Source organism: uncultured Flavobacterium sp. (assembly GCF_963925415.1).
Lineage (GTDB): Bacteria > Bacteroidota > Bacteroidia > Flavobacteriales > Flavobacteriaceae > Flavobacterium.
This window is the reverse complement of record NZ_CAWUTS010000109.1, coordinates 1-19,511: the sequence shown is the minus strand read 5'-3', so window position 1 is coordinate 19,511 and position 19,511 is coordinate 1. Positions and strand designations below refer to the sequence as shown.

The 19,511-nt window shown below is 33.2% G+C and carries 15 protein-coding genes and 2 tRNA genes; 11 read left to right on the top strand and 6 right to left on the bottom strand.

The window, feature by feature from the left end; all coding sequences use genetic code 11:
• Positions 1-33: 33 nt before the first annotated feature.
• Positions 34-118 (bottom strand) — tRNA-Ser (locus tag AABM47_RS08820).
• A gap of 151 nt (positions 119-269) precedes the next feature.
• Here AABM47_RS08820 and AABM47_RS08815 point away from each other — a divergent pair.
• Complete coding sequence (locus AABM47_RS08815) at positions 270-1,508, top strand: glycosyltransferase (RefSeq protein ID WP_338410557.1); 1,239 nt, start codon at positions 270-272, stop codon at positions 1,506-1,508.
• Here AABM47_RS08815 and AABM47_RS08810 read toward each other — a convergent pair whose 3' ends face one another.
• The gene (locus tag AABM47_RS08810; RefSeq protein WP_338410556.1) at positions 1,509-2,090 is read right to left on the bottom strand and encodes a tRNA-(ms[2]io[6]A)-hydroxylase; all 582 of its coding nucleotides are present in this window, start codon (positions 2,088-2,090) and stop codon (positions 1,509-1,511) included.
• Positions 2,091-2,200: 110 nt separating this feature from the next.
• On the opposite strand from AABM47_RS08810, the gene AABM47_RS08805 reads away from it, so the two are divergent.
• On the top strand, positions 2,201-3,235 hold the full coding sequence (locus AABM47_RS08805) for a M28 family metallopeptidase (RefSeq protein WP_338410555.1): 1,035 nt from the start codon (positions 2,201-2,203) through the stop codon (positions 3,233-3,235).
• Positions 3,236-3,581: 346 nt separating this feature from the next.
• Here the strand turns inward: AABM47_RS08805 and AABM47_RS08800 are convergent.
• The 4 genes from AABM47_RS08800 to AABM47_RS08785 all read right to left on the bottom strand — a co-directional run bounded on the left by AABM47_RS08800 (position 3,582) and on the right by AABM47_RS08785 (position 5,893).
• Positions 3,582-3,657 (bottom strand) — tRNA-His (locus AABM47_RS08800).
• A 64-nt stretch (positions 3,658-3,721) separates the two neighbouring features.
• Complete coding sequence (gene bshB1 / locus AABM47_RS08795) at positions 3,722-4,438, bottom strand: bacillithiol biosynthesis deacetylase BshB1 (protein WP_338410554.1); 717 nt, start codon at positions 4,436-4,438, stop codon at positions 3,722-3,724.
• On the bottom strand, positions 4,435-5,466 hold the full coding sequence (locus AABM47_RS08790; RefSeq protein WP_338410553.1) for an isochorismate synthase: 1,032 nt from the start codon (positions 5,464-5,466) through the stop codon (positions 4,435-4,437). Before AABM47_RS08790 ends, bshB1 begins: the two co-directional genes overlap by 4 nt.
• A 1-nt stretch (position 5,467) precedes the next feature.
• Positions 5,468-5,893, bottom strand: coding sequence for a PaaI family thioesterase (locus AABM47_RS08785; RefSeq protein WP_338410552.1), 426 nt, complete (start codon positions 5,891-5,893; stop codon positions 5,468-5,470).
• A gap of 148 nt (positions 5,894-6,041) precedes the next feature.
• Between AABM47_RS08785 and AABM47_RS08780 the strand changes: the two genes are divergently transcribed.
• The 9 genes from AABM47_RS08780 to AABM47_RS08740 form a co-directional block, all read left to right on the top strand.
• Positions 6,042-7,589 carry a hypothetical protein gene (locus tag AABM47_RS08780; protein ID WP_338410551.1) on the top strand — a complete coding sequence of 516 codons (1,548 nt, stop codon included), beginning with the start codon at positions 6,042-6,044 and terminating at the stop codon, positions 7,587-7,589.
• 109 nt (positions 7,590-7,698) lie between these two features.
• On the top strand, positions 7,699-11,346 hold the full coding sequence (gene purL / locus AABM47_RS08775) for a phosphoribosylformylglycinamidine synthase (protein ID WP_338410550.1): 3,648 nt from the start codon (positions 7,699-7,701) through the stop codon (positions 11,344-11,346).
• 122 nt (positions 11,347-11,468) lie between these two features.
• The gene (locus AABM47_RS08770) at positions 11,469-13,241 is read left to right on the top strand and encodes an AMP-dependent synthetase/ligase (protein WP_338410549.1); all 1,773 of its coding nucleotides are present in this window, start codon (positions 11,469-11,471) and stop codon (positions 13,239-13,241) included.
• Positions 13,242-13,376: 135 nt separating this feature from the next.
• Complete coding sequence (locus AABM47_RS08765; RefSeq protein ID WP_338410548.1) at positions 13,377-13,769, top strand: hypothetical protein; 393 nt, start codon at positions 13,377-13,379, stop codon at positions 13,767-13,769.
• A gap of 94 nt (positions 13,770-13,863) precedes the next feature.
• Positions 13,864-14,316 carry a MarR family transcriptional regulator gene (locus tag AABM47_RS08760; protein ID WP_338410547.1) on the top strand — a complete coding sequence of 151 codons (453 nt, stop codon included), beginning with the start codon at positions 13,864-13,866 and terminating at the stop codon, positions 14,314-14,316.
• A 13-nt stretch (positions 14,317-14,329) separates the two neighbouring features.
• The gene (locus AABM47_RS08755; RefSeq protein WP_338410546.1) at positions 14,330-16,720 is read left to right on the top strand and encodes a 3-hydroxyacyl-CoA dehydrogenase NAD-binding domain-containing protein; all 2,391 of its coding nucleotides are present in this window, start codon (positions 14,330-14,332) and stop codon (positions 16,718-16,720) included.
• A gap of 6 nt (positions 16,721-16,726) precedes the next feature.
• Positions 16,727-17,914 carry an acetyl-CoA C-acyltransferase gene (locus tag AABM47_RS08750; protein ID WP_338410545.1) on the top strand — a complete coding sequence of 396 codons (1,188 nt, stop codon included), beginning with the start codon at positions 16,727-16,729 and terminating at the stop codon, positions 17,912-17,914.
• 24 nt (positions 17,915-17,938) lie between these two features.
• Positions 17,939-18,304, top strand: a complete 366-nt coding sequence (locus tag AABM47_RS08745) for a four helix bundle protein (RefSeq protein ID WP_338410544.1) — start codon at positions 17,939-17,941, stop codon at positions 18,302-18,304.
• 69 nt (positions 18,305-18,373) lie between these two features.
• Positions 18,374-19,511, top strand: a 1,138-nt coding sequence (locus AABM47_RS08740; RefSeq protein ID WP_338410543.1) for an acyl-CoA dehydrogenase family protein, incomplete at its 3' end; no start/stop codon positions are given.

The window sequence follows — 19,511 nt, the reverse complement described above, 5'->3', positions numbered from 1 at the left end:
AATGTAAAAAGCCCCTTTGTGAGGGGCTTTTCGCGGAGAAAGAGGGATTCGTACCCCCGGACCTGTTACAGTCAACAGTTTTCAAGACTGCCGCATTCGACCGCTCTGCCATTTCTCCATTACATACACTACTTTGGTAATGCGAGTGCAAATATAGTATCATTTTTTATTTTTACAAACGATTTGACATATAATTTAAATTATTTTTTTAAGCCTTTCTTATCTCATTCAAAATCATATTTTTATACCTTTGACTCATTCTTAAATTTATGAAAAAAATTGTAATTATAGGTTCGGTTTGGCCAGAACCTCATTCAACAGCTGCTGGTCAACGCATGATGCAACTGATCGCTATTTTTAAACAAATAAAATATCAAATCACTTTTGCGTGTAGTGCTTCAAAATCAATTTATTCCTGTAATTTAGATGCATTGGGTATTGAATCGGCGCTTATAGAATTGAACCACAATTCATTTGATGCATTTATAAAAGATCAAAACCCTCACATGGTGCTTTTTGATCGGTTTATGACCGAAGAGCAATTTGGCTGGCGCGTTATGCTTAACTGCCCCGATGCGTTGCGCATGTTAGATTCTGAAGACTTGCATTTTTTAAGAGAAGCCCGACACGAGTGCTATAAAAAAAACAGCAAGCTAAGTTTGCAAAATTTGCAAAACGATACCGCCAAGCGCGAAATTGCATCTGTATACAGGTGCGATTTAACTTTAATGATATCTACATATGAAATGGATTTGTTAACAAATACCTTTTTAATTGCAAAAGAGCTGTTGCATTACATACCCATGATCTATGATGCTGTTGATGAAGAACACATTGCTGCCTACCCCAAATTTGAAGCTCGTGAACATTTTTTTTCTATCGGAAATTTTTACCACAAACCCAATTGGGAAACGGTGTTGCAATTAAAAAATACTTTTTGGCCCTTAATCAAAAAGCAAATGCCTAAAGCTGAATTGCATATTTATGGTGCTTATATGCCCGAAAAAGCCAAGCAACTGCACAATGTGCATGAAGGGTTTATTGTTAAAGGTAGGGCCGAAAACAGTGCTGAAACCTTTAAAAAACACAGGGTTTTACTCGCTCCTATTCCATTTGGTGCCGGAATAAAAGGAAAACTACTGCAATCTATGCTTTTTGGTACTCCAAGCCTAACTTCAACTACAGGTGCAGAGGCCATGCACGATGACATGAACTGGAACGGGTGTATAACCAATGATCCTGCCCTATTTGCTTCTCAAGCTGTTTCTCTTTATAATGATGAAGCGCTATGGAAACAAGCTCAAACAAACGGAATTAAAATTATAAATACCAAATTTAATAAAACCCTTTTTGAAACACAATTTGTTGAAAAACTGGAAGCTGTATGGGTAAATTTAGAAAACCACAGAGCACAAAACTTTATGGGACAATTGATACAGCATCACACCCTAAAAAGCACCATGTATATGAGCAAATGGATTGAAGAAAAAAATAAACCTAAGTGGTAATTATCCGTGTATAGCTTCTGAGTTTCCATAGCTCTTAATAATTTCGGCTTCATAAGCCAACCATTCTTCCCAGCGCTTTTTGACATCCATACCGGCTCCTATTTCTTGAGCAAAGCCAATAAAAATAGTATAATGATTTGCTTCGCTAATCATAAGGTCTCTATAAAATTTGGCCATTGCTTGGTCATCTATAGTATCAGACAAAACTTTAAATCGCTCACAACTTCGGGCTTCTATCATGGCCGAAAACAACAAACGTTCAACCAAATGACTTTGTCTGCTTCCGCCCTTTTTTATAAATTGATACAACTCGTTTACATAATGATCTTTTCGTTCGCGCCCCAAAACCCATCCTTTTGACTTGATGATGTTGTGTACTTGTTCAAAGTGCTCCAATTCTTCTTGAGCAATTTTTATCAATTCGGTAATAATATGAGTGTACTCGGGCAACATAGTTATTAAGGAAATGCAATTTGTAGCCGCTTTTTGTTCACACCATGCATGGTCGGTTAATACTTCTTCTATATTAGATTCCGCAATTTTGGCCCATCTGGGGTCTGTAGGAAGTTTTAGTTTAAACATGGATATTGCTATTAAATAAAGCAAAAATAAGGCTTTTGAATCAATATTAAATTATTATAAGTTGTTAATTAAAATTTTCTTATTTTTGAAAAAATAAACAAACAAAACGAATGATACATAAACGATTTCTACTATGGGGCGTTGTTGCTCTAGCAACTTGGAGCTGCAGCACGGTTAAAACTTCTACAGCGGTTAAAAAATCCAACGATTTGTCAAACTATTTAAATGTTATAGATACAGATGATTTGAGTAAGCATCTTTATATTGTTGCTGGTGACGAAATGGCTGGTAGAGATACTGGATCTGAAGGTCAAAAAAAAGCAGGTGAATATTTGATAAACCAATACAAAAGTATGGGCATAGGCTATCCAACTGGTGCTGCTGATTTTTATCAAAAAATTCCGGGTGAATTTATGACCCGAAAATTTGGTAATAAAGGAGTAGATTCTGAAAACATTTGGGCCTTTATACCAGGAAGCGAATACCCCGAAGAAATTGTTGTTATTTCTGCCCATTACGATCATGTAGGAACCAAAAACGATGAAATATACAACGGTGCAGATGACGACGGTTCTGGAACGGTGTCGCTGTTGGAAATCGCACAGGCTTTTGCCACAGCAAAAAAAGACGGAAACGGTCCCAAACGTTCCATTTTATTTTTACATGTAACAGCTGAAGAAAAAGGATTACATGGTTCTCGTTTTTATTCAGAAAACCCCTTGTTTCCATTAAAAAATACTGTAGTAGACATCAATATCGACATGATAGGTCGCGTAGATTCTTTACACACAGATAATCCAAATTATATTTATGTAATAGGTTCTGACCGATTGAGTACAGAGCTGCATCAAATCAATGAGGAAATGAACAGCAAATACATTGGTTTAACATTAGATTACAAATTTAACGATCGTAATGATCCTGAACGCATTTATTTTCGTTCTGACCATTATAATTTTGCTAAAAATGGTGTTCCTGCTATTTTCTTTTTTAACGGTGTTCATGCCGATTATCATAAACCATCGGATACTCCAGACAAAATTAACTATGTTATGATGGCAAAAAGAGCTCAATTAGCTTTTGCAGATGCTTGGGAAATAGCCAACAGAGAAAAACGAATTGTTGCCGATAAAAACGGAGAATAACATAAACCCATCAAAAAAAAATAAAAACTACAAATGATCACATTTGTAGTTTTTATTTTTACAAAAAAAGCATCTATGTACTAATTGCTATATGTTTTGTTAACATGGTTAAGATTTTCAAATTTAACAAAAAAACCACAACTTTTACAATGTGGTTTTTGTTTGAGGGCACGAAAAAAATTTCCGCACTATCGGTTAGTATCGATTGGTAAAAAGAGCTCAATTAGCTTTTGCAGATGCTTGGGAAATAGCCAACAGAGAAAAACGAATTGTTGCCGATAAAAACGGAGAATAACATAAACTCATCAAAAAAAAAGCCCCTAGTTTCCTAGAAGCTTTAAAAGAAGGGTGAATGACCGGGTTCGAACCGGCGACCCTCGGTACCACAAACCGATGCTCTAACCAACTGAGCTACAATCACCATTTATTTTTGTGAGTGCAAATATATTGCAATTCTTTTATTTTACAAATAAAAAAACAACTATTTTACTTCAAATCGCTTAAGCTATTGACTGCCACATACCTTTCAACAGTAAATCCTTCGGCATAATCTACTCCAACAAGTCTGCCCAAGTCTTGTGAACGAAATGAAAATGAATCTAAAAAGGCTTTTGACGTAATAGGTGTTGCGGGTTCTTTTGAATTTGGATCATAAAACTGAGTCGTATAGGCTAAAATAGATGCTACTTTTACATCTATAAACCCTGTAATATCTACTACAAAATCGGGCTCAATAGTGTTCCATTGAATATAGTGATATACTTGTTTTGGTCGCCAATGTTCTTGTTTTTGACCCTCAAGATGGGTTTCTATTTTAAGCAATCCTGATAAAAAACAGGCATCACTTACCAGCTTACTTCCTTTTCCATGGTCAATATGCCGGTCATCAATAGCGTTGCATAAAACAATTTCGGGTTTGTATTTGCGAATCATTTTAATAATTTCTAGTTGATGTGCTTCATCATTAACAAAAAAACCATCTCTAAATTCTAAATTTTTGCGAACAGAAAGCCCTAAAATAGCGGCTGCTTTTTGGGCTTCTGCATCGCGTATTTCAGCAGAACCTCTAGATCCTAATTCTCCACGAGTCAAATCTATAATTCCAACTTTTTTACCTAAAGAAATTTCTTTTGCAATAGTACCCGATGCGCTTATTTCAACATCATCTGGATGAGCCCCAAAGGCTAATATATCTAATTTCATGTTTGAAGATTTATTATGTTTTGCATGGTTTGAGATTTGTTTTCAGTTTCTATAAATTCTTTTTCAGCTGTGCTGTCTTTTGTAATGCCACAACCTACATAAATTGAATTTATTTTCCCAAGCTCCATACAACGCAAGTTAACAAATAAATTGGTTTCTAAATTTAAATTCCATTCGCCTAAAAAACCTGCATAAAACTTTCGATTATAGTGCTCGTTTTTTACAATAAAATTAAAAGCAGCTTCTTTAGGTAATCCACAAATTGCAGGTGTAGGATGCAAAATATTAATTAAATCCATCCTGTTGCCCTTAGTTAGCTGTCCTGATATAATGGTTTTAATGTGTGATAATTTACCAGCTTGAACATTTTTAGGTTTTGACACCTCAACATTTGAAGCATAAGACTTAATGTTTGAAACGATATAATCTGTAACAAATTGTTGTTCTTGAATTTCTTTAGGAGTCCAATTATCATCGTTAGAAAATAATTTTGTTCCGGCTAATGAAACGGTTTCAAATAAATTATCATTAGTTTTTATCAATAGCTCAGGAGTTGCCCCCATCCACAGACCTACTTTTGGATGAAAAAATACATATCGAAAAGCAGTTTCATATGATTTAATTAGATTTTGAAACGTAATAAATACATTTACTTGCTCTGTAAAATCAATTTTTCTTGAAACTACTAACTTATCAAACGCACCTTTTTTTATAACTTCAATAGAAGCATTTACCAAGTTTTTAAACTTTATTTTTTCTTCATTTACATAATTAATCTTGATCATTTCTGAATCAAAATTATCATCAAAAAAAATATTTTCTATTAAAAATTTAGATGCATCTAAGGGTAAAACTATTTGTTCTTTTTTATCAAAAGAAACAAATACAAATCCTGATTGATCGACAAAATTATGAACTAAATCATCTTCTTGAAAAATTGCATTCAGTTTGTTTTCATTGGGTTTTGCATATAAAACAAAAGGCAAATTTAACTGCAGTTGTTTTTTTGCTTCTTCAAAAATTTTCATTTTATCTTTCTTTTCTTGGTAAAATCATATTTGTTAATTTACACAAACAAACTAATTTATCATTCTCATCTGTAATTTTAATTTCCCATAAATGAATGCTTCTGCCTTTATGCACAATTTTTGCGGTACAAAAAACTACTCCATCACGTTTTGCTCTTAAATGGTTTGCAGAAATTTCAATTCCTCTAACTTCCGATTTTTCGGGATTTATAAACATAATAGATGCTGCACTACCTACACTTTCAGCTAAAGCAACACTTGCACCACCATGCAACAGACCCATTGGTTGGTGCACTCGAGAGTTAACCGGCATTTTTGCCGTTAAAAAATCTTCTCCCGCATCAATATATTCAATTTCTAACGTTTCCATTAGTGTGTTTTTTGACCAATCATTACACAATTGAAGCATTTTATCTTTATCAAACATTTTTTTTTACAAAATTACTCTTTTTTATTTTTTGTAGCTTAATCTTTTTCAGAATTGATTGCAAATTGAGACTAAATTTATTTATTTTACGTTTTCATAAAAATCAAGTTCAAATTAATAATTACTTTTACATAAATTATATATACACATGCGTCATTATATTGGAATCTTTTTTATAATATTAATTGCTTTTTTTTCTTCGTGCAGAAACGATTTTGACTTTGAAACCAGTAATGGTGGCTTATTGTTTTCTAAAGATACTGTTTATTTAGACACTGTTTTTACCAACATTGGTTCCAGTACGTATTCCTTAAAAGTATATAACACCAGTTCAAAAAATATTTCGATACCAAGCATTCGACTGCATAAAGGACAGGCTTCAAAATATAGGCTAATGGTTGACGGAATTTCGGGAAATGAATTTACAAATATAGAAATGCTGGCAAAAGACAGTATGTTTGTTTTTATTGAAGTTACTACTGATGTAGCACTTGCTAACCCTACTGATTTTTTATATACAGATTATATTGAGTTTGGCAATGGAACAAATCTTCAAAAAGTAGAATTGGTAACTTTAATACAAGATGCGTTTTTTTTATATCCAAAAAAATTCAGCAATGGATCTACTGAAACTTTACCCATTGGCGATGATGAAATATATGGTTTTTACCTCGACGAAAACGACCCAATAAATGGCAACGAATTAATATGGAATAACACAAAACCTTATGTTGTTTATGGGTATGCTGCCGTTCCGCCCAATAAAACTTTAACAGTAAATGCTGGTGCTCGGGTTCATTTTCATGCCGAATCGGGTTTAATTGTTGCAAACAATGCCTCACTTCAAGTTAACGGTGATTTTTCAACTACAGATGCCTTAGAAAACGAAGTTATATTTGAAGGTGATCGTTTAGAACCTGATTTTTCTGAAGTGCCAGGGCAATGGGGCACCATATGGTTTACTCAAGGAAGTACGGCTAATACAATTAAAAATTTAACACTAAAAAATGCCAGCGTAGGTTTATTAATTTCTGGAAATGATGGAACTACTACTCCATCTCTTACTCTTAAAAATACACAAATTTATAATTGCTCCAATGTTGGTATTTTAGCCAGAACGGGTAATATTACTGGTAAAAATGTAGTTACCAATAATTGTGGAGAGGCTGGTTTAGCTTGTACTTTGGGAGGTTTTTATGAATTTACACATTGCACTTTTGCCAATTATTGGGGCAATCCAAACCAAACGTGTGTTCTGTTAAATGACAATCTTGAAACTTCTGAAGGTGTTTTGGTAGAAGCATTAACTCAAGCAAATTTTATCAATTGCATTATGTATGGCTCTAGTAGTATAGGAATTTCACACAAAGCATTAGGCAACAGCTTTAATTTCAAATACAGCAATTGCTTGATAAAGTTTATAGACCCTAACAGCCAATTTGTTGGAAATGAATTATATGATTTTAGCAACAACACTCTTTTTGAAAACTGCTTAATTGCTTCTACTTCGCTACTCAACCAACCCAATTTTTTTGAAACAAATAATAATAAATTAATTATTGGCGAAAATTCTGCTGCTATAAACCAAGGGTTAAATTTAGAACCTAATTTTAATGATATTTTAAATAAAACCAGAGCAGCTAACTCCAATACTAACCCTGATTTAGGAGCTTATAATTTTATTGTTTTTGATTAATTTTTTTACATTAACAAATATCTTGCTTTTTTGTTACTAACTTTATTGTTTTAGTTTTGAAATAAGTTTATTTTAAAATAAATTTGCACAACAACTAAACATCCATACAATGATTCATTTCTTCGGAAGCGAAAGTGCTACTATATTTGCCGTACACACGCAAAAAGATCTTTCAGCAGAAACTATTTCAAAATTAAATTGGTTATTTGGCGACTCACATAAAATTGAAAAATCCGTTCTGTCGGATTTTTTTGTTGGCCCCAGAGCTGCAATGATAACTCCATGGAGTACTAATGCTGTTGAAATTACTCAAAATATGGGTATTGAACACATCAATAGAATTGAAGAGTTTATAAAATCTACTGATAAATTTTCGGATTTTGACCCTATGCTTTTGCAAAAATATTCAGAATTAAACCAAACTATTTTTGATATAAATATTGAACCTGAACCTATACTAGAAATTGATGATATTGCAGCTTTTAACAAGCAAGAAGGCCTGGCTTTAAATGATGAAGAAGTTGTATATCTTTCTAATTTAGCCTTAAAAATAAATAGAAAACTTACCGATTCTGAAGTTTTTGGTTTTTCACAAGCCAATTCAGAACACTGCCGCCATAAAATTTTTAACGGAACTTTTATTATTGACGGAATTGAAAAAGAAACCTCTTTATTTAAATTAATTAAAAAAACATCTGCCGAATATCCAAATGATATTGTTTCAGCATATAAAGACAATGTAGCCTTTATTAAAGGACCTGTTGTAGAACAGTTTGCTCCAAAAAGTGCCGACAAACCAGATTTTTATCAGAAATCGTCTTTTGAATCTGTAATTTCATTGAAAGCAGAAACACATAACTTTCCTACAACCGTTGAACCTTTTAATGGTGCCGCTACAGGTTCTGGAGGTGAAATTAGAGATAGACTAGCTGGAGGGCAAGGTTCTTTACCTTTAGCAGGAACTGCTGTTTACATGACTTCATATTCGCGTTTATCCAATGACAGAGCACATGAAAGTGCTATGGCCGAAAGAACATGGTTGTATCAAACTCCCATGGATATTTTAATTAAAGCTTCAAACGGTGCCTCTGATTTTGGAAATAAATTTGGACAACCTTTAATTACGGGTTCTATATTAACTTTTGAACATGAAGAAGAAAATCGCAAACTTGGTTACGACAAAGTAATCATGCAAGCCGGTGGAATTGGTTATGGAAAAGCAACTCAAGCTCAAAAAGAAAAACCGGTTGCTGGTGACAAAATAGTAATTTTAGGAGGTGAAAACTACAGAATTGGTATGGGTGGAGCAGCTGTTTCGTCTGCAGACACAGGGGCTTTTGGAAATGGAATTGAACTAAATGCCATTCAACGATCAAATCCTGAAATGCAAAAACGAGTTGCAAATGCCATACGAGGTTTAATAGAAAGCGAAACAAACCCAATCGTTTCTATTCATGACCATGGGGCTGGTGGACATTTAAATTGTTTATCAGAACTGGTTGAAGAAACAGGAGGTTTAATCGATTTAGATAAATTACCTGTAGGTGACCCAACACTTTCTGCAAAAGAAATTATTGGAAATGAGTCTCAAGAACGTATGGGATTAGTTATTGGTAAAAAAGATATTGATACGTTACAAAAAATTGCAGACAGAGAACGTTCGCCTATGTATCAAGTGGGCGATGTAACAGATAACCATAGATTTACTTTTGAAAGTAAATCGACAGGTGCTAAACCTATGGATTTTGCATTAGAAGATATGTTTGGAAGCTCTCCAAAAACAATAATGAACGATATTACAGTTCCAAGAAAATATGCCGATTTAATATACAATCAAGAAAAAATACCAAGCTATATTGAATCACTGTTTAAACTAGAAGCAGTAGCATGTAAAGATTGGCTAACAAATAAAGTGGATCGTTGTGTAGGCGGTAAAGTTGCCAAACAACAATGTGCAGGTCCTTTGCAATTGCCCTTAAACAACGTAGGGGTAATGGCATTAGATTATAACGGAAAAGAAGGCGTTGCAACTTCAATAGGCCACTCGCCTATTTCTGCATTGATAAATCCAGCTGCAGGAAGCAGAACTGCTATTGGAGAAGCTTTATCTAATATAGTATTTGCACCTTTAAAAGACAATTTAAAAAGCGTTTCTTTATCAGCTAACTGGATGTGGGCTTGCAAAAATAAAGGAGAAGATGCTCGACTATATGAAGCCGTAGAAGCCTGTTCTGTTTTTGCAATTGAATTAGGAATCAATATCCCAACAGGTAAAGACTCCCTTTCCATGAAACAAAAATATCCAAATGACGAAGTTATAGCACCTGGAACAGTAATTATTTCTGCAGCAGGAAATTGCAACAATATTACCCAAGTCGTTGAACCTGTTCTTCAAAAAGATGGCGGATCAATTTATTACATCAACTTGTCTCAAGATTTATATAAATTAGGCGGAAGCTCATTTGCTCAAACGTTAAACAAAATAGGAGTTGATGTTCCAACTATTACAAATGCAACATTTTTTAAAAAGGCATTTAATACCATTCAAGAATTAATAAAAGACAACCAAATCGTTGCAGGACATGATATAGGAAGTGGTGGTTTAATTACCACTTTATTAGAAATGTGCTTTTCAGATTTGAATTTAGGTGCTTCAATTTCATTTGATGCTTTTGCCGAAAAAGATTTAGTAAAAATATTATTTTCTGAAAATATAGGTCTCGTATTACAAGCAAAAAATGATGCTGTTTTTGAACAGGCATTTGAAGGATTAGAGTTTTATAAAATAGGAAACACAACTAATTCGGATGTTTTAGAAATTTCCGATTTCAAATTACAAATTTCTTATTATCGAAAAAAATGGTTTGAAACCTCGTTTTTATTAGATCAAAAACAAACACAAAACAATAAAGCACAAGAACGATTTAACAATTTTGATGATCAAGCTTTAGCTTATAAATTTCCAAAACATTTTACAGGACTTGCACCTCGTATAAACGAAAATAAACCAAGACCAAAAGCCGCTATAATTCGAGAAAAAGGAAGCAACTCTGAACGTGAAATGGCAAATGCTATGCATATAGCAGGTTTTGATGTCAAAGACGTTCACATGACTGATTTAATTTCAGGACGAGAAACACTTGAAGACATTCAGTTTATAGGAGCTGTTGGAGGGTTTTCTAATTCAGATGTTTTAGGTTCTGCTAAAGGTTGGGCTGGAGCATTTTTATACAACGAAAAAGCTAATACTGCCTTAAAAAACTTTTTCAAAAGAGACGACACACTTTCGGTAGGAATTTGCAATGGGTGTCAGTTGATGATGGAATTAGAATTGATAAATCCCGATCATGAAGTGCATGGAAAATTAAAGCATAATGATTCACACAAGCATGAAAGCGGATTTACATCAGTAAAAATTCAAGAAAATAATTCTGTAATGCTAAAATCATTAGCAGGAAGTACACTAGGGGTATGGATCTCGCATGGTGAAGGAAAGTTTAACTTACCATACAACGAAGATCAATATCATATAGTAGCAAAATACGGCTATCAAAAATATCCAGCGAACCCAAACGGTTCTGATTACAACACTGCAATGATGTGCGATGCTTCAGGAAGACATTTAGTTATGATGCCTCATATAGAGCGATCTAGTTTTCCATGGAATTGGGCCCACTATCCAAAAGATAGAACAGATAGTGTTTCTCCTTGGATTGAGGCTTTTGTAAATGCTCGAAATTGGATTGAAAAAAAATAATACTACTAAAAAAATAACTAACTAAGTTTCTAAATAATAAATAAATGTATTATCATATTCACAAAAAATTGGTAATTTAATTTTATTTTATTATTTTGCAGTCGTAAAAAAAATGTAAAATTATGAATACAATTACAAGATTGTTTGACTTTCCCTATCATCAATTAGAAAAATATAATTTATCTGATTCATTAGTTACTAAATATGGAAACGATTGGATTAAAACATCCACCGAAGAATATTTAGATAAAGCGAATGCTATTTCAAGATCTTTAGTACGTCTTGGGGTAAACAAAGATGATAAAATTGCCTTAATTTCTTCAAGTAATAGAACAGAATGGCATATTTGTGATATTGGAATTTTACAAACTGGAGCTCAAAACGTGCCAATTTATCCAACTATAACATCTGAAGATTATGAATATATTTTAAATCATTCAGAATCCATTTATTGTTTTATTTCTGATAGTGAAGTGTTTGAGAAAATTAATGCTATTCGCAAAAATGTTCCAACTTTAAAAGAAATATATTCGTTTAACGAAGTCGAAGGCTGTAAAAACTGGAAAGAGCTTTTAACTTTGGGCGAAGATAAAGACAATCAAAATATTGTTGAAGAAAGAAAAAACAGTATTGCTACAACTGATTTAGCTACAATAATTTATACATCAGGAACTACAGGAAGACCTAAAGGTGTTATGCTTACGCACCAAAACATTGTGTCAGATGTATTGATGAGTGCAGTAAGAGTACCTTTACGAGCTGGTGACACAAGAGCATTGAGCTTTTTGCCAATATGCCATATTTTTGAAAGAATGCTGATTTATTTATATCAATATTATGGAATATCAATTTACTTTGCTGAAAGCATTGAAAAAATTAGCGACAATTTAAAAGAAGTACATCCACATGTTATGTCTGTTGTGCCAAGACTTTTAGAAAAAGTTTACGATAAAATTTATGCAAAAGGTGATGCATTAACAGGAATTAAGAAAAAATTATTCTTTTGGGCTTTAGCTTTAGGAATGGATTACAAACCCTACGGTGAAAATGGAGCTTGGTACGAATTTAAACTTAAAATTGCTCGAAAATTAATTTTTTCTAAGTGGCAAGAAGGCTTGGGTGGAGAATTAGAATTATTAGTATGTGGTAGTGCTGCATTACAAACTAGATTATCAAAAGTATTTTGTGCTGCTAATATTCCGGTTATGGAAGGCTATGGTTTAACAGAAACATCACCCGTAATATCAGTAAATGACATGCGAAATGGTGGTTTTAGAGTAGGCTCAGTTGGAAAAGTCATAGATGGAGTTAAGGTAAAAATTGCAGAAGATGGAGAAATACTTTGCCAAGGACCAAATGTAATGATTGGTTATTACAAAGATGAAACTCAAACTAATGACGTTATTAAAGATGGATATTTCCATACAGGAGATATAGGAGAAATAGATCAAGATGGTTTCTTAAAAATTACAGATCGTAAGAAGGAAATGTTTAAAACATCTGGCGGAAAATACATTGCTCCCCAAGTTTTAGAAAACACCTTTAAACAATCTCGTTTTATTGATCAAATAATGGTTATTGGAGATGGTGAAAAAATGCCCGCAGCGTTTATTCAACCTAATTTTGATTTTTTAAAAGAATGGGGCTCTCGAAAAAAAATTGCAATAGGATCAACCAATAAAGAAATTGTTTCAAATGAAAAAGTTATTTCACGAATACAAGAAGAAGTAGATGCTTCAAATGCAAACTTTGGAAACTGGGAAAAAATAAAACGTTTTGAATTAACTCCAGACATTTGGAGTATCGAAGCTGGGCACTTAACCCCTACAATGAAATTAAAGCGAAAAATAATTAAAGAAATATATAAAGATTTATACCATAAAATATATTCGTAACAAAAAAAAACTCCTTAATTGTATTAAGGAGTTTTTTTTTGTAAGTTATTTTTTAATAATATTTAAACAAAACGTTAAACAATTCATAATTTTTTATTATTTTTATATCATTAACCAATTAAAAACCAATAAATTATGAATACAAAAAAATTTATTACAGGCGGAATAGCAGGCGGTATTACAAACTTTTTGTTAGGATGGCTTTTATGGGGAGTTATTTTTAAAGATTCTTTTCCAATGAATGAAGAAAATAATATGTCATTGTTATTTATTTTCTTAGGAAGCTTATCCTTTGGTTTTTTTGTATCCTATATTTTTAGTAAATGGGCTCAAATTACAACCTATGTTGCAGGTGCTAAAGCTGCTGTTGTTATTTCATTGTTTGTAGGTTTAAACCTACATTTGTTTCAATTAGCTCAAACAACAATGCCTAACTACAATTTAATTTTATTAGATTTAGGGTTAATGTTATTTTGTGGGGCTATTTTAGGTGCAGTAATTGCAGTTGTTCACAGCGAAATTAAATAATTATTATTTTTTACATTTATTTTTTATAAATTTTTACAAAAATACTATGCGTGCATAGTATTTTTTTTTATCTTTGAGTCAAGATATATACAAAATGAAAGAAAAAACTATAGATTATATTTTAAGAGCTACTTGGCAAGCCGTTTCAAGAATGTATAATGAGGAAGCAGCAAAATATGATGGCACCATGTCAACAGGTTTTACATTATTGAGTATAGATAAGGATAAAGGCACCCCATCAACCGCATTAGGACCTAAAATGGGTATGGAAGCAACAAGTCTTACTAGAACGTTAAAGTCTATGGAAGAAAAAGGCTTGATTTTGAGAAAGAAAAATCCAGAAGATGGCAGAGGTGTTATAATTTATCTTACCCCATTTGGAAAAGACAAAAGAGAGCTTTCAAAATTGACTGTTTTAAAATTTAATGAAACTATAAAAAGACATGTTTCTGATGAAAAAATGAAACACTTTATGGAAGTATCTGAAATAATAAACAATTTAATTTCTAATAAAAAAATATTCTTAGAAGGCGAATTACAAAAATAATAATAGTTAAAATATGAAACGTAATATTAAAAAAGTTGCTGTTATCGGTTCAGGTATTATGGGAAGTGGTATTGCATGCCATTTTGCCAATATTGGTGTAGAAGTCTTATTATTAGACATTGTACCCCGAGAGTTAACAGATACAGAACAAAAAAAGGGACTTACTCTAGAGAGTAAACTCGTTCGAAATCGTTTAGTAAACGAACATTTAACAAATGCTTTAAAATCAAAACCTTCTCCAATTTACCATCCAAGTTTTGCAAACAGAATATCAACTGGCAATACAACAGATGATATGGTAAAAATTGCTGATGTTGATTGGATTATTGAAGTTGTTGTAGAACGACTCGATATTAAAAAATTAGTTTTTGAACAAGTTGAAAAATTTAGAAAACCAGGCACATTAATAACTTCTAATACTTCCGGAATTCCAATACACTTTATGAGCGAAGGAAGAAGCAAAGATTTTCAAAAGCATTTTTGTGGTACGCACTTTTTTAATCCTGCTCGATATTTAAAATTATTCGAAATTATACCTGGTCCAGAAACATCCCAAGACATTTTAGATTTCTTAAAAGGTTATGGTGAAAAATTCTTAGGAAAAACTTCGGTAATTGCAAAGGATACTCCTGCCTTTATTGGAAATAGAATTGGAATCTTTGGAATTCAATCTTTATTTCATCAAGTAAAAGAGATGGGACTAACCATTGAAGAAGTTGACAAATTAACAGGCCCTGTAATTGGTCGTCCAAAATCAGCAACTTTTAGAACTGTAGATGTCGTTGGATTAGACACTTTAGTACATGTAGCAAATGGAATTTATGAAAACTGTCCAAATGACGAATCTCATGAATTATTTAAACTTCCTGAATTTGTAAATACCATGATGGAAAACAAATGGTTGGGAAGCAAAACAGGACAAGGATTTTACAAAAAAGAAGGAAAAGAAATACGTACCCTAGATTTAAATACCCTAGAATATAGAGCAAATAAAAAAGCCTCATTTGCAACTTTAGAACTTACCAAAACAATTGACAAACCAATTGACCGATTTAAAATTTTAGTAAAAGGAAAAGATAAAGCAGGAGAATTTTACAGAAAGAATTTTGCTTCCATGTTTCAATATTGTTCCAATAGAATTCCAGAAATAACAGACGATTTTTACAAAATTGACGACGCCATGAAAGCTGGTTTTGGATGGGAAAATGGACCCTTTGAAATTTGGGATGCAATTGGTGTTGAAAAAGGTATTGAATTAATGCAATCTGAAGGATATAAACCAGCTGCATGGGTAAGTGAAATGATAGCTTCTGGAACAACGTCTTTTTATGAAGTAAAAGAAGGCTCAACATACTTTTACTCTATTACTCATAAAAAAATAGAAAAAATACCAGGTCAAGAAGGGTTTATTATCTTAAACAACATCCGCGAAAGCAAGAAAATTTGGAACAACAGTGATTCAATCATTACAGATTTAGGTGATGGAATAATCAATTTAGAGTTTACTTCAAAAATGAATTCTATTGGTGCTGGTGTTTTACAAGGAATAAATAAAGCAATCGATATTGCGGAAACAAATTATAATGGTTTAGTAATTGGAAATCAAGGTCCCAATTTTTCTGTTGGAGCCAATTTAGGTATGATCTTCATGATGGCTGTTGAACAAGAGTATGACGAATTAAATATGGCGATCAAAATGTTTCAGGATACTATGATGCGTTGTCGTTATTCTGCAATTCCAGTAATTGCTGCTCCTCACGGAATGACTCTTGGTGGTGGTTGCGAATTAACAATGCATGCAGATAGAGCTATTGTTGCTGCTGAAACCTATATAGGCTTAGTTGAATTTGGTGTTGGAGTAATACCCGGTGGTGGTGGATCAAAAGAAATGGCTTTAAGAGCAGCTGATACATTCCATAAAAACGATGTTGAATTAAACGTTTTACAAGAATATTTTTTAACTGTAGGTATGGCAAAAGTAGCTACTTCAGCTTTTGAAGCTTTTGATTTAGGTCTGTTACAAAAAGGAAGAGATATTGTAGTGATAAACAAAGATCGTCAAATTGCAACCGCTAAACAAGTAGCTTTACAAATGGCCGAAATTGGTTATACACAAGCACCTAAAAGAAAAGACATCAAAGTTCTTGGAAAACAAGCCTTAGGGATGTTCTTAGTTGGAACAGATAGTATGGAAGCTGGAAAATATATTTCAGAACACGATAAAAAAATAGCCAACAAACTAGCATATGTAATGGCTGGTGGAGATTTATCTGAACCAACAATGGTGACAGAGCAATACTTGTTAGATTTAGAAAGAGAAGCTTTTTTATCATTAACTGGTGAAAGAAAATCTTTAGAAAGAATACAATACATGTTAACTAAAGGGAAACCGTTAAGAAACTAAGAAAATATGAAAACAGCATATATAGTAAAAGCATATAGAACAGCAGTAGGAAAAGCACCTAAAGGAGTATTTCGTTTCAAAAGACCAGATGAATTGGCAGCTGAAACTATTGAACACATGATGAATGAATTGCCAGATTTTGATAAAACGCGCATTGATGATGTTATGGTAGGTAATGCAATGCCAGAAGCTGAACAAGGACTAAATGTAGCACGTTTAATTTCGTTGATGGGGCTAAAAGTAGAAGATGTACCTGGAGTAACTGTCAATAGATACTGCGCATCTGGAATTGAAACTATCGGAATGGCAACAGCAAAAATACAATCAGGAATGGCAAATTGTATCATTGCTGGTGGTGCAGAAAGCATGAGCTATATTCCAATGGGTGGATATAAACCTACACCAGATTATAAAATAGCAAATGCTGGTCACGAAGATTATTATTGGGGTATGGGATTAACTGCTGAAGCCGTTGCTAATCAGTTTAAAGTTTCTCGTGAAGACCAAGATGAATTTGCATTTAAATCGCATATGAAAGCTTTAAAAGCACAAGCAGAAGGAAGATTTGATGCACAAATAGTTCCTATTACCGTGGAAGAAACTTTTATAAACGAAAATGGCAAAAAAGAAACCCGTTCATATGTTGTAAATAAAGACGAAGGACCAAGAGCTGGGAGTACTGTAGAGGCTTTAGGTAAATTACGTCCTGTATTTGCAGCTGATGGAAGTGTAACTGCCGGAAACTCATCTCAAATGAGTGATGGTGCAGCATTTGTACTAATTATGAGTGAAGAAATGGTTAAAGAATTAAACCTTGAACCTATTGCACGATTGGTAAACTTTGCATCAGCTGGTGTAGAACCACGAATTATGGGAATAGGCCCAGTAAAAGCAATTCCAAAAGTATTAAAACAAGCAGGATTAAAACAATCTGATATTGATTTAATTGAATTAAACGAGGCTTTTGCATCGCAATCTTTAGCCGTTATTCGCGAATTGGGTTTAAATCCAGAAATAGTGAATGTAAACGGAGGAGCAATTGCTTTAGGCCATCCACTAGGTTGTACAGGAGCAAAACTTTCGGTTCAATTATTTGACGAAATGCGAAAACGAGGTAATGCTAAATATGGTATGGTTACCATGTGTGTAGGAACGGGTCAAGGAACAGCGGGGATTTATGAGTTTTTAAAATAAAGACAAAAGATAATAGACTTTAGAATGAGTGAATTTAAAAGACATAATTTCAAGAAGCTAAAAATTTGGCAAATGGAAATTGATTTATCTAAGATAGTTTTAGACATAACCGATACTTTTCCTATTTCTGAAAAATATGGTTTAAAAAGTCAAATGGATAGATGTTGTATATCTATGCCTTCAAATATAGCTGAAGGTTCTAGCAGAACAGATAAATCATTCAGTCATTTTTTAGATATCTCTTTAGGATCATCATTTGAATTACAAACACATATTATATTAGCAAATCATAGAAAACACATAACAATTGAGCAAACAAATAACATTGAAAACAAAATTGAAGAATTTCAAAAAGCAACAATGTCATTTCAAAACACTTTAAATAAATAATTTATTGAGAAATAATAGTCTCGTCTATCATCTATTCGTCTATTATCTATCATCTTAAAAATCAAAAAAATGGCAGACATCATCAGAGGAGGACAATTCCTAGTAAAAGAAACAAAATGCGAAGATATCTTCACTCCTGAAGATTTTTCGGAAGAACAAATTATGATGCGTGATTCGGTTATCGAATTCGTAGATAAAGAATTATGGCCTCACAAAGAAAGATTTGAAAAGAAAGATTATGCCTTAACCGAAGAAGTTATGCGTAAAGCAGGTGAACTTGGATATTTAGGCGTTGCCGTTCCAGAAGCTTACGGAGGAATGGGTATGGGGTTTGTAAACACCATGCTTGTGTGCGACTATATATCGGGAGCTACAGGTTCGTTTTCAACTGCATTTGGTGCGCACACCGGAATAGGTACAATGCCTATTACACTATATGGAACAGAAGAACAAAAACAAAAATATGTACCCAAATTAGCAACAGGTGAATGGTTTGGTGCTTATTGTTTAACAGAGCCAGGAGCTGGTTCTGATGCTAATTCAGGAAAAACAAAAGCCGTTTTGTCAGCAGACAAAACTCATTACAGCATTACAGGTGGAAAAATGTGGATTTCAAACGCAGGTTTTTGTCAGCTATTTATTGTTTTTGCTCGTATTGGTAATGACAAAAATATTACAGGATTCATTGTAGAAAATGATTTATCTAATGGAATTTCATTAGGTGATGAAGAGCATAAATTAGGCATACGCTCCTCTTCTACTCGCCAAGTGTTTTTTAACGAAACAAAAGTTCCTGTTGAAGATATGTTGGCTGGTCGTGGCGATGGCTTTAAGATTGGTATGAACGCCTTAAACGTAGGGCGTATAAAGCTTGCTGCTGCCTGTTTAGAAGCACAAAGAAGAGTTACAACTCTTGCGACACAATACGCAACAGAGCGTGTTCAATTTAAAACTCCAATAGCCCAGTTTGGTGCTATACAGCAAAAGCTTGCCATAATGGCAACAAATACATATGTAAGTGAATCGGCTAGTTATCGAGCAGCTTTTGATATCGAAGAAAAAATAGCACAATTACTTGAACAAGGATTATCACATCAAGAAGCAGAACTCAAAGGAGTAGAAGAATTTGCTATTGAGTGTTCTATCCTCAAAGTTTCGGTTTCTGAGAAAGCACAAGACTGTACAGACGAAGGAATTCAGATTTATG

Coding starts and splice junctions, on each gene's coding strand:
- AABM47_RS08750 (WP_338410545.1), top strand. CDS start 16,727: ATGAAAACAGCATATATAGTAAAAGCATATAGAACAGCAGTAGGAAAA.
- AABM47_RS08805 (WP_338410555.1), top strand. CDS start 2,201: ATGATACATAAACGATTTCTACTATGGGGCGTTGTTGCTCTAGCAACT.
- AABM47_RS08760 (WP_338410547.1), top strand. CDS start 13,864: ATGAAAGAAAAAACTATAGATTATATTTTAAGAGCTACTTGGCAAGCC.
- AABM47_RS08785 (WP_338410552.1), bottom strand. CDS start 5,893: ATGTTTGATAAAGATAAAATGCTTCAATTGTGTAATGATTGGTCAAAA.
- AABM47_RS08770 (WP_338410549.1), top strand. CDS start 11,469: ATGAATACAATTACAAGATTGTTTGACTTTCCCTATCATCAATTAGAA.
- AABM47_RS08815 (WP_338410557.1), top strand. CDS start 270: ATGAAAAAAATTGTAATTATAGGTTCGGTTTGGCCAGAACCTCATTCA.
- AABM47_RS08745 (WP_338410544.1), top strand. CDS start 17,939: ATGAGTGAATTTAAAAGACATAATTTCAAGAAGCTAAAAATTTGGCAA.
- AABM47_RS08790 (WP_338410553.1), bottom strand. CDS start 5,466: ATGAAAATTTTTGAAGAAGCAAAAAAACAACTGCAGTTAAATTTGCCT.
- purL (WP_338410550.1), top strand. CDS start 7,699: ATGATTCATTTCTTCGGAAGCGAAAGTGCTACTATATTTGCCGTACAC.
- AABM47_RS08780 (WP_338410551.1), top strand. CDS start 6,042: ATGCGTCATTATATTGGAATCTTTTTTATAATATTAATTGCTTTTTTT.
- AABM47_RS08810 (WP_338410556.1), bottom strand. CDS start 2,090: ATGTTTAAACTAAAACTTCCTACAGACCCCAGATGGGCCAAAATTGCG.
- bshB1 (WP_338410554.1), bottom strand. CDS start 4,438: ATGAAATTAGATATATTAGCCTTTGGGGCTCATCCAGATGATGTTGAA.
- AABM47_RS08765 (WP_338410548.1), top strand. CDS start 13,377: ATGAATACAAAAAAATTTATTACAGGCGGAATAGCAGGCGGTATTACA.
- AABM47_RS08755 (WP_338410546.1), top strand. CDS start 14,330: ATGAAACGTAATATTAAAAAAGTTGCTGTTATCGGTTCAGGTATTATG.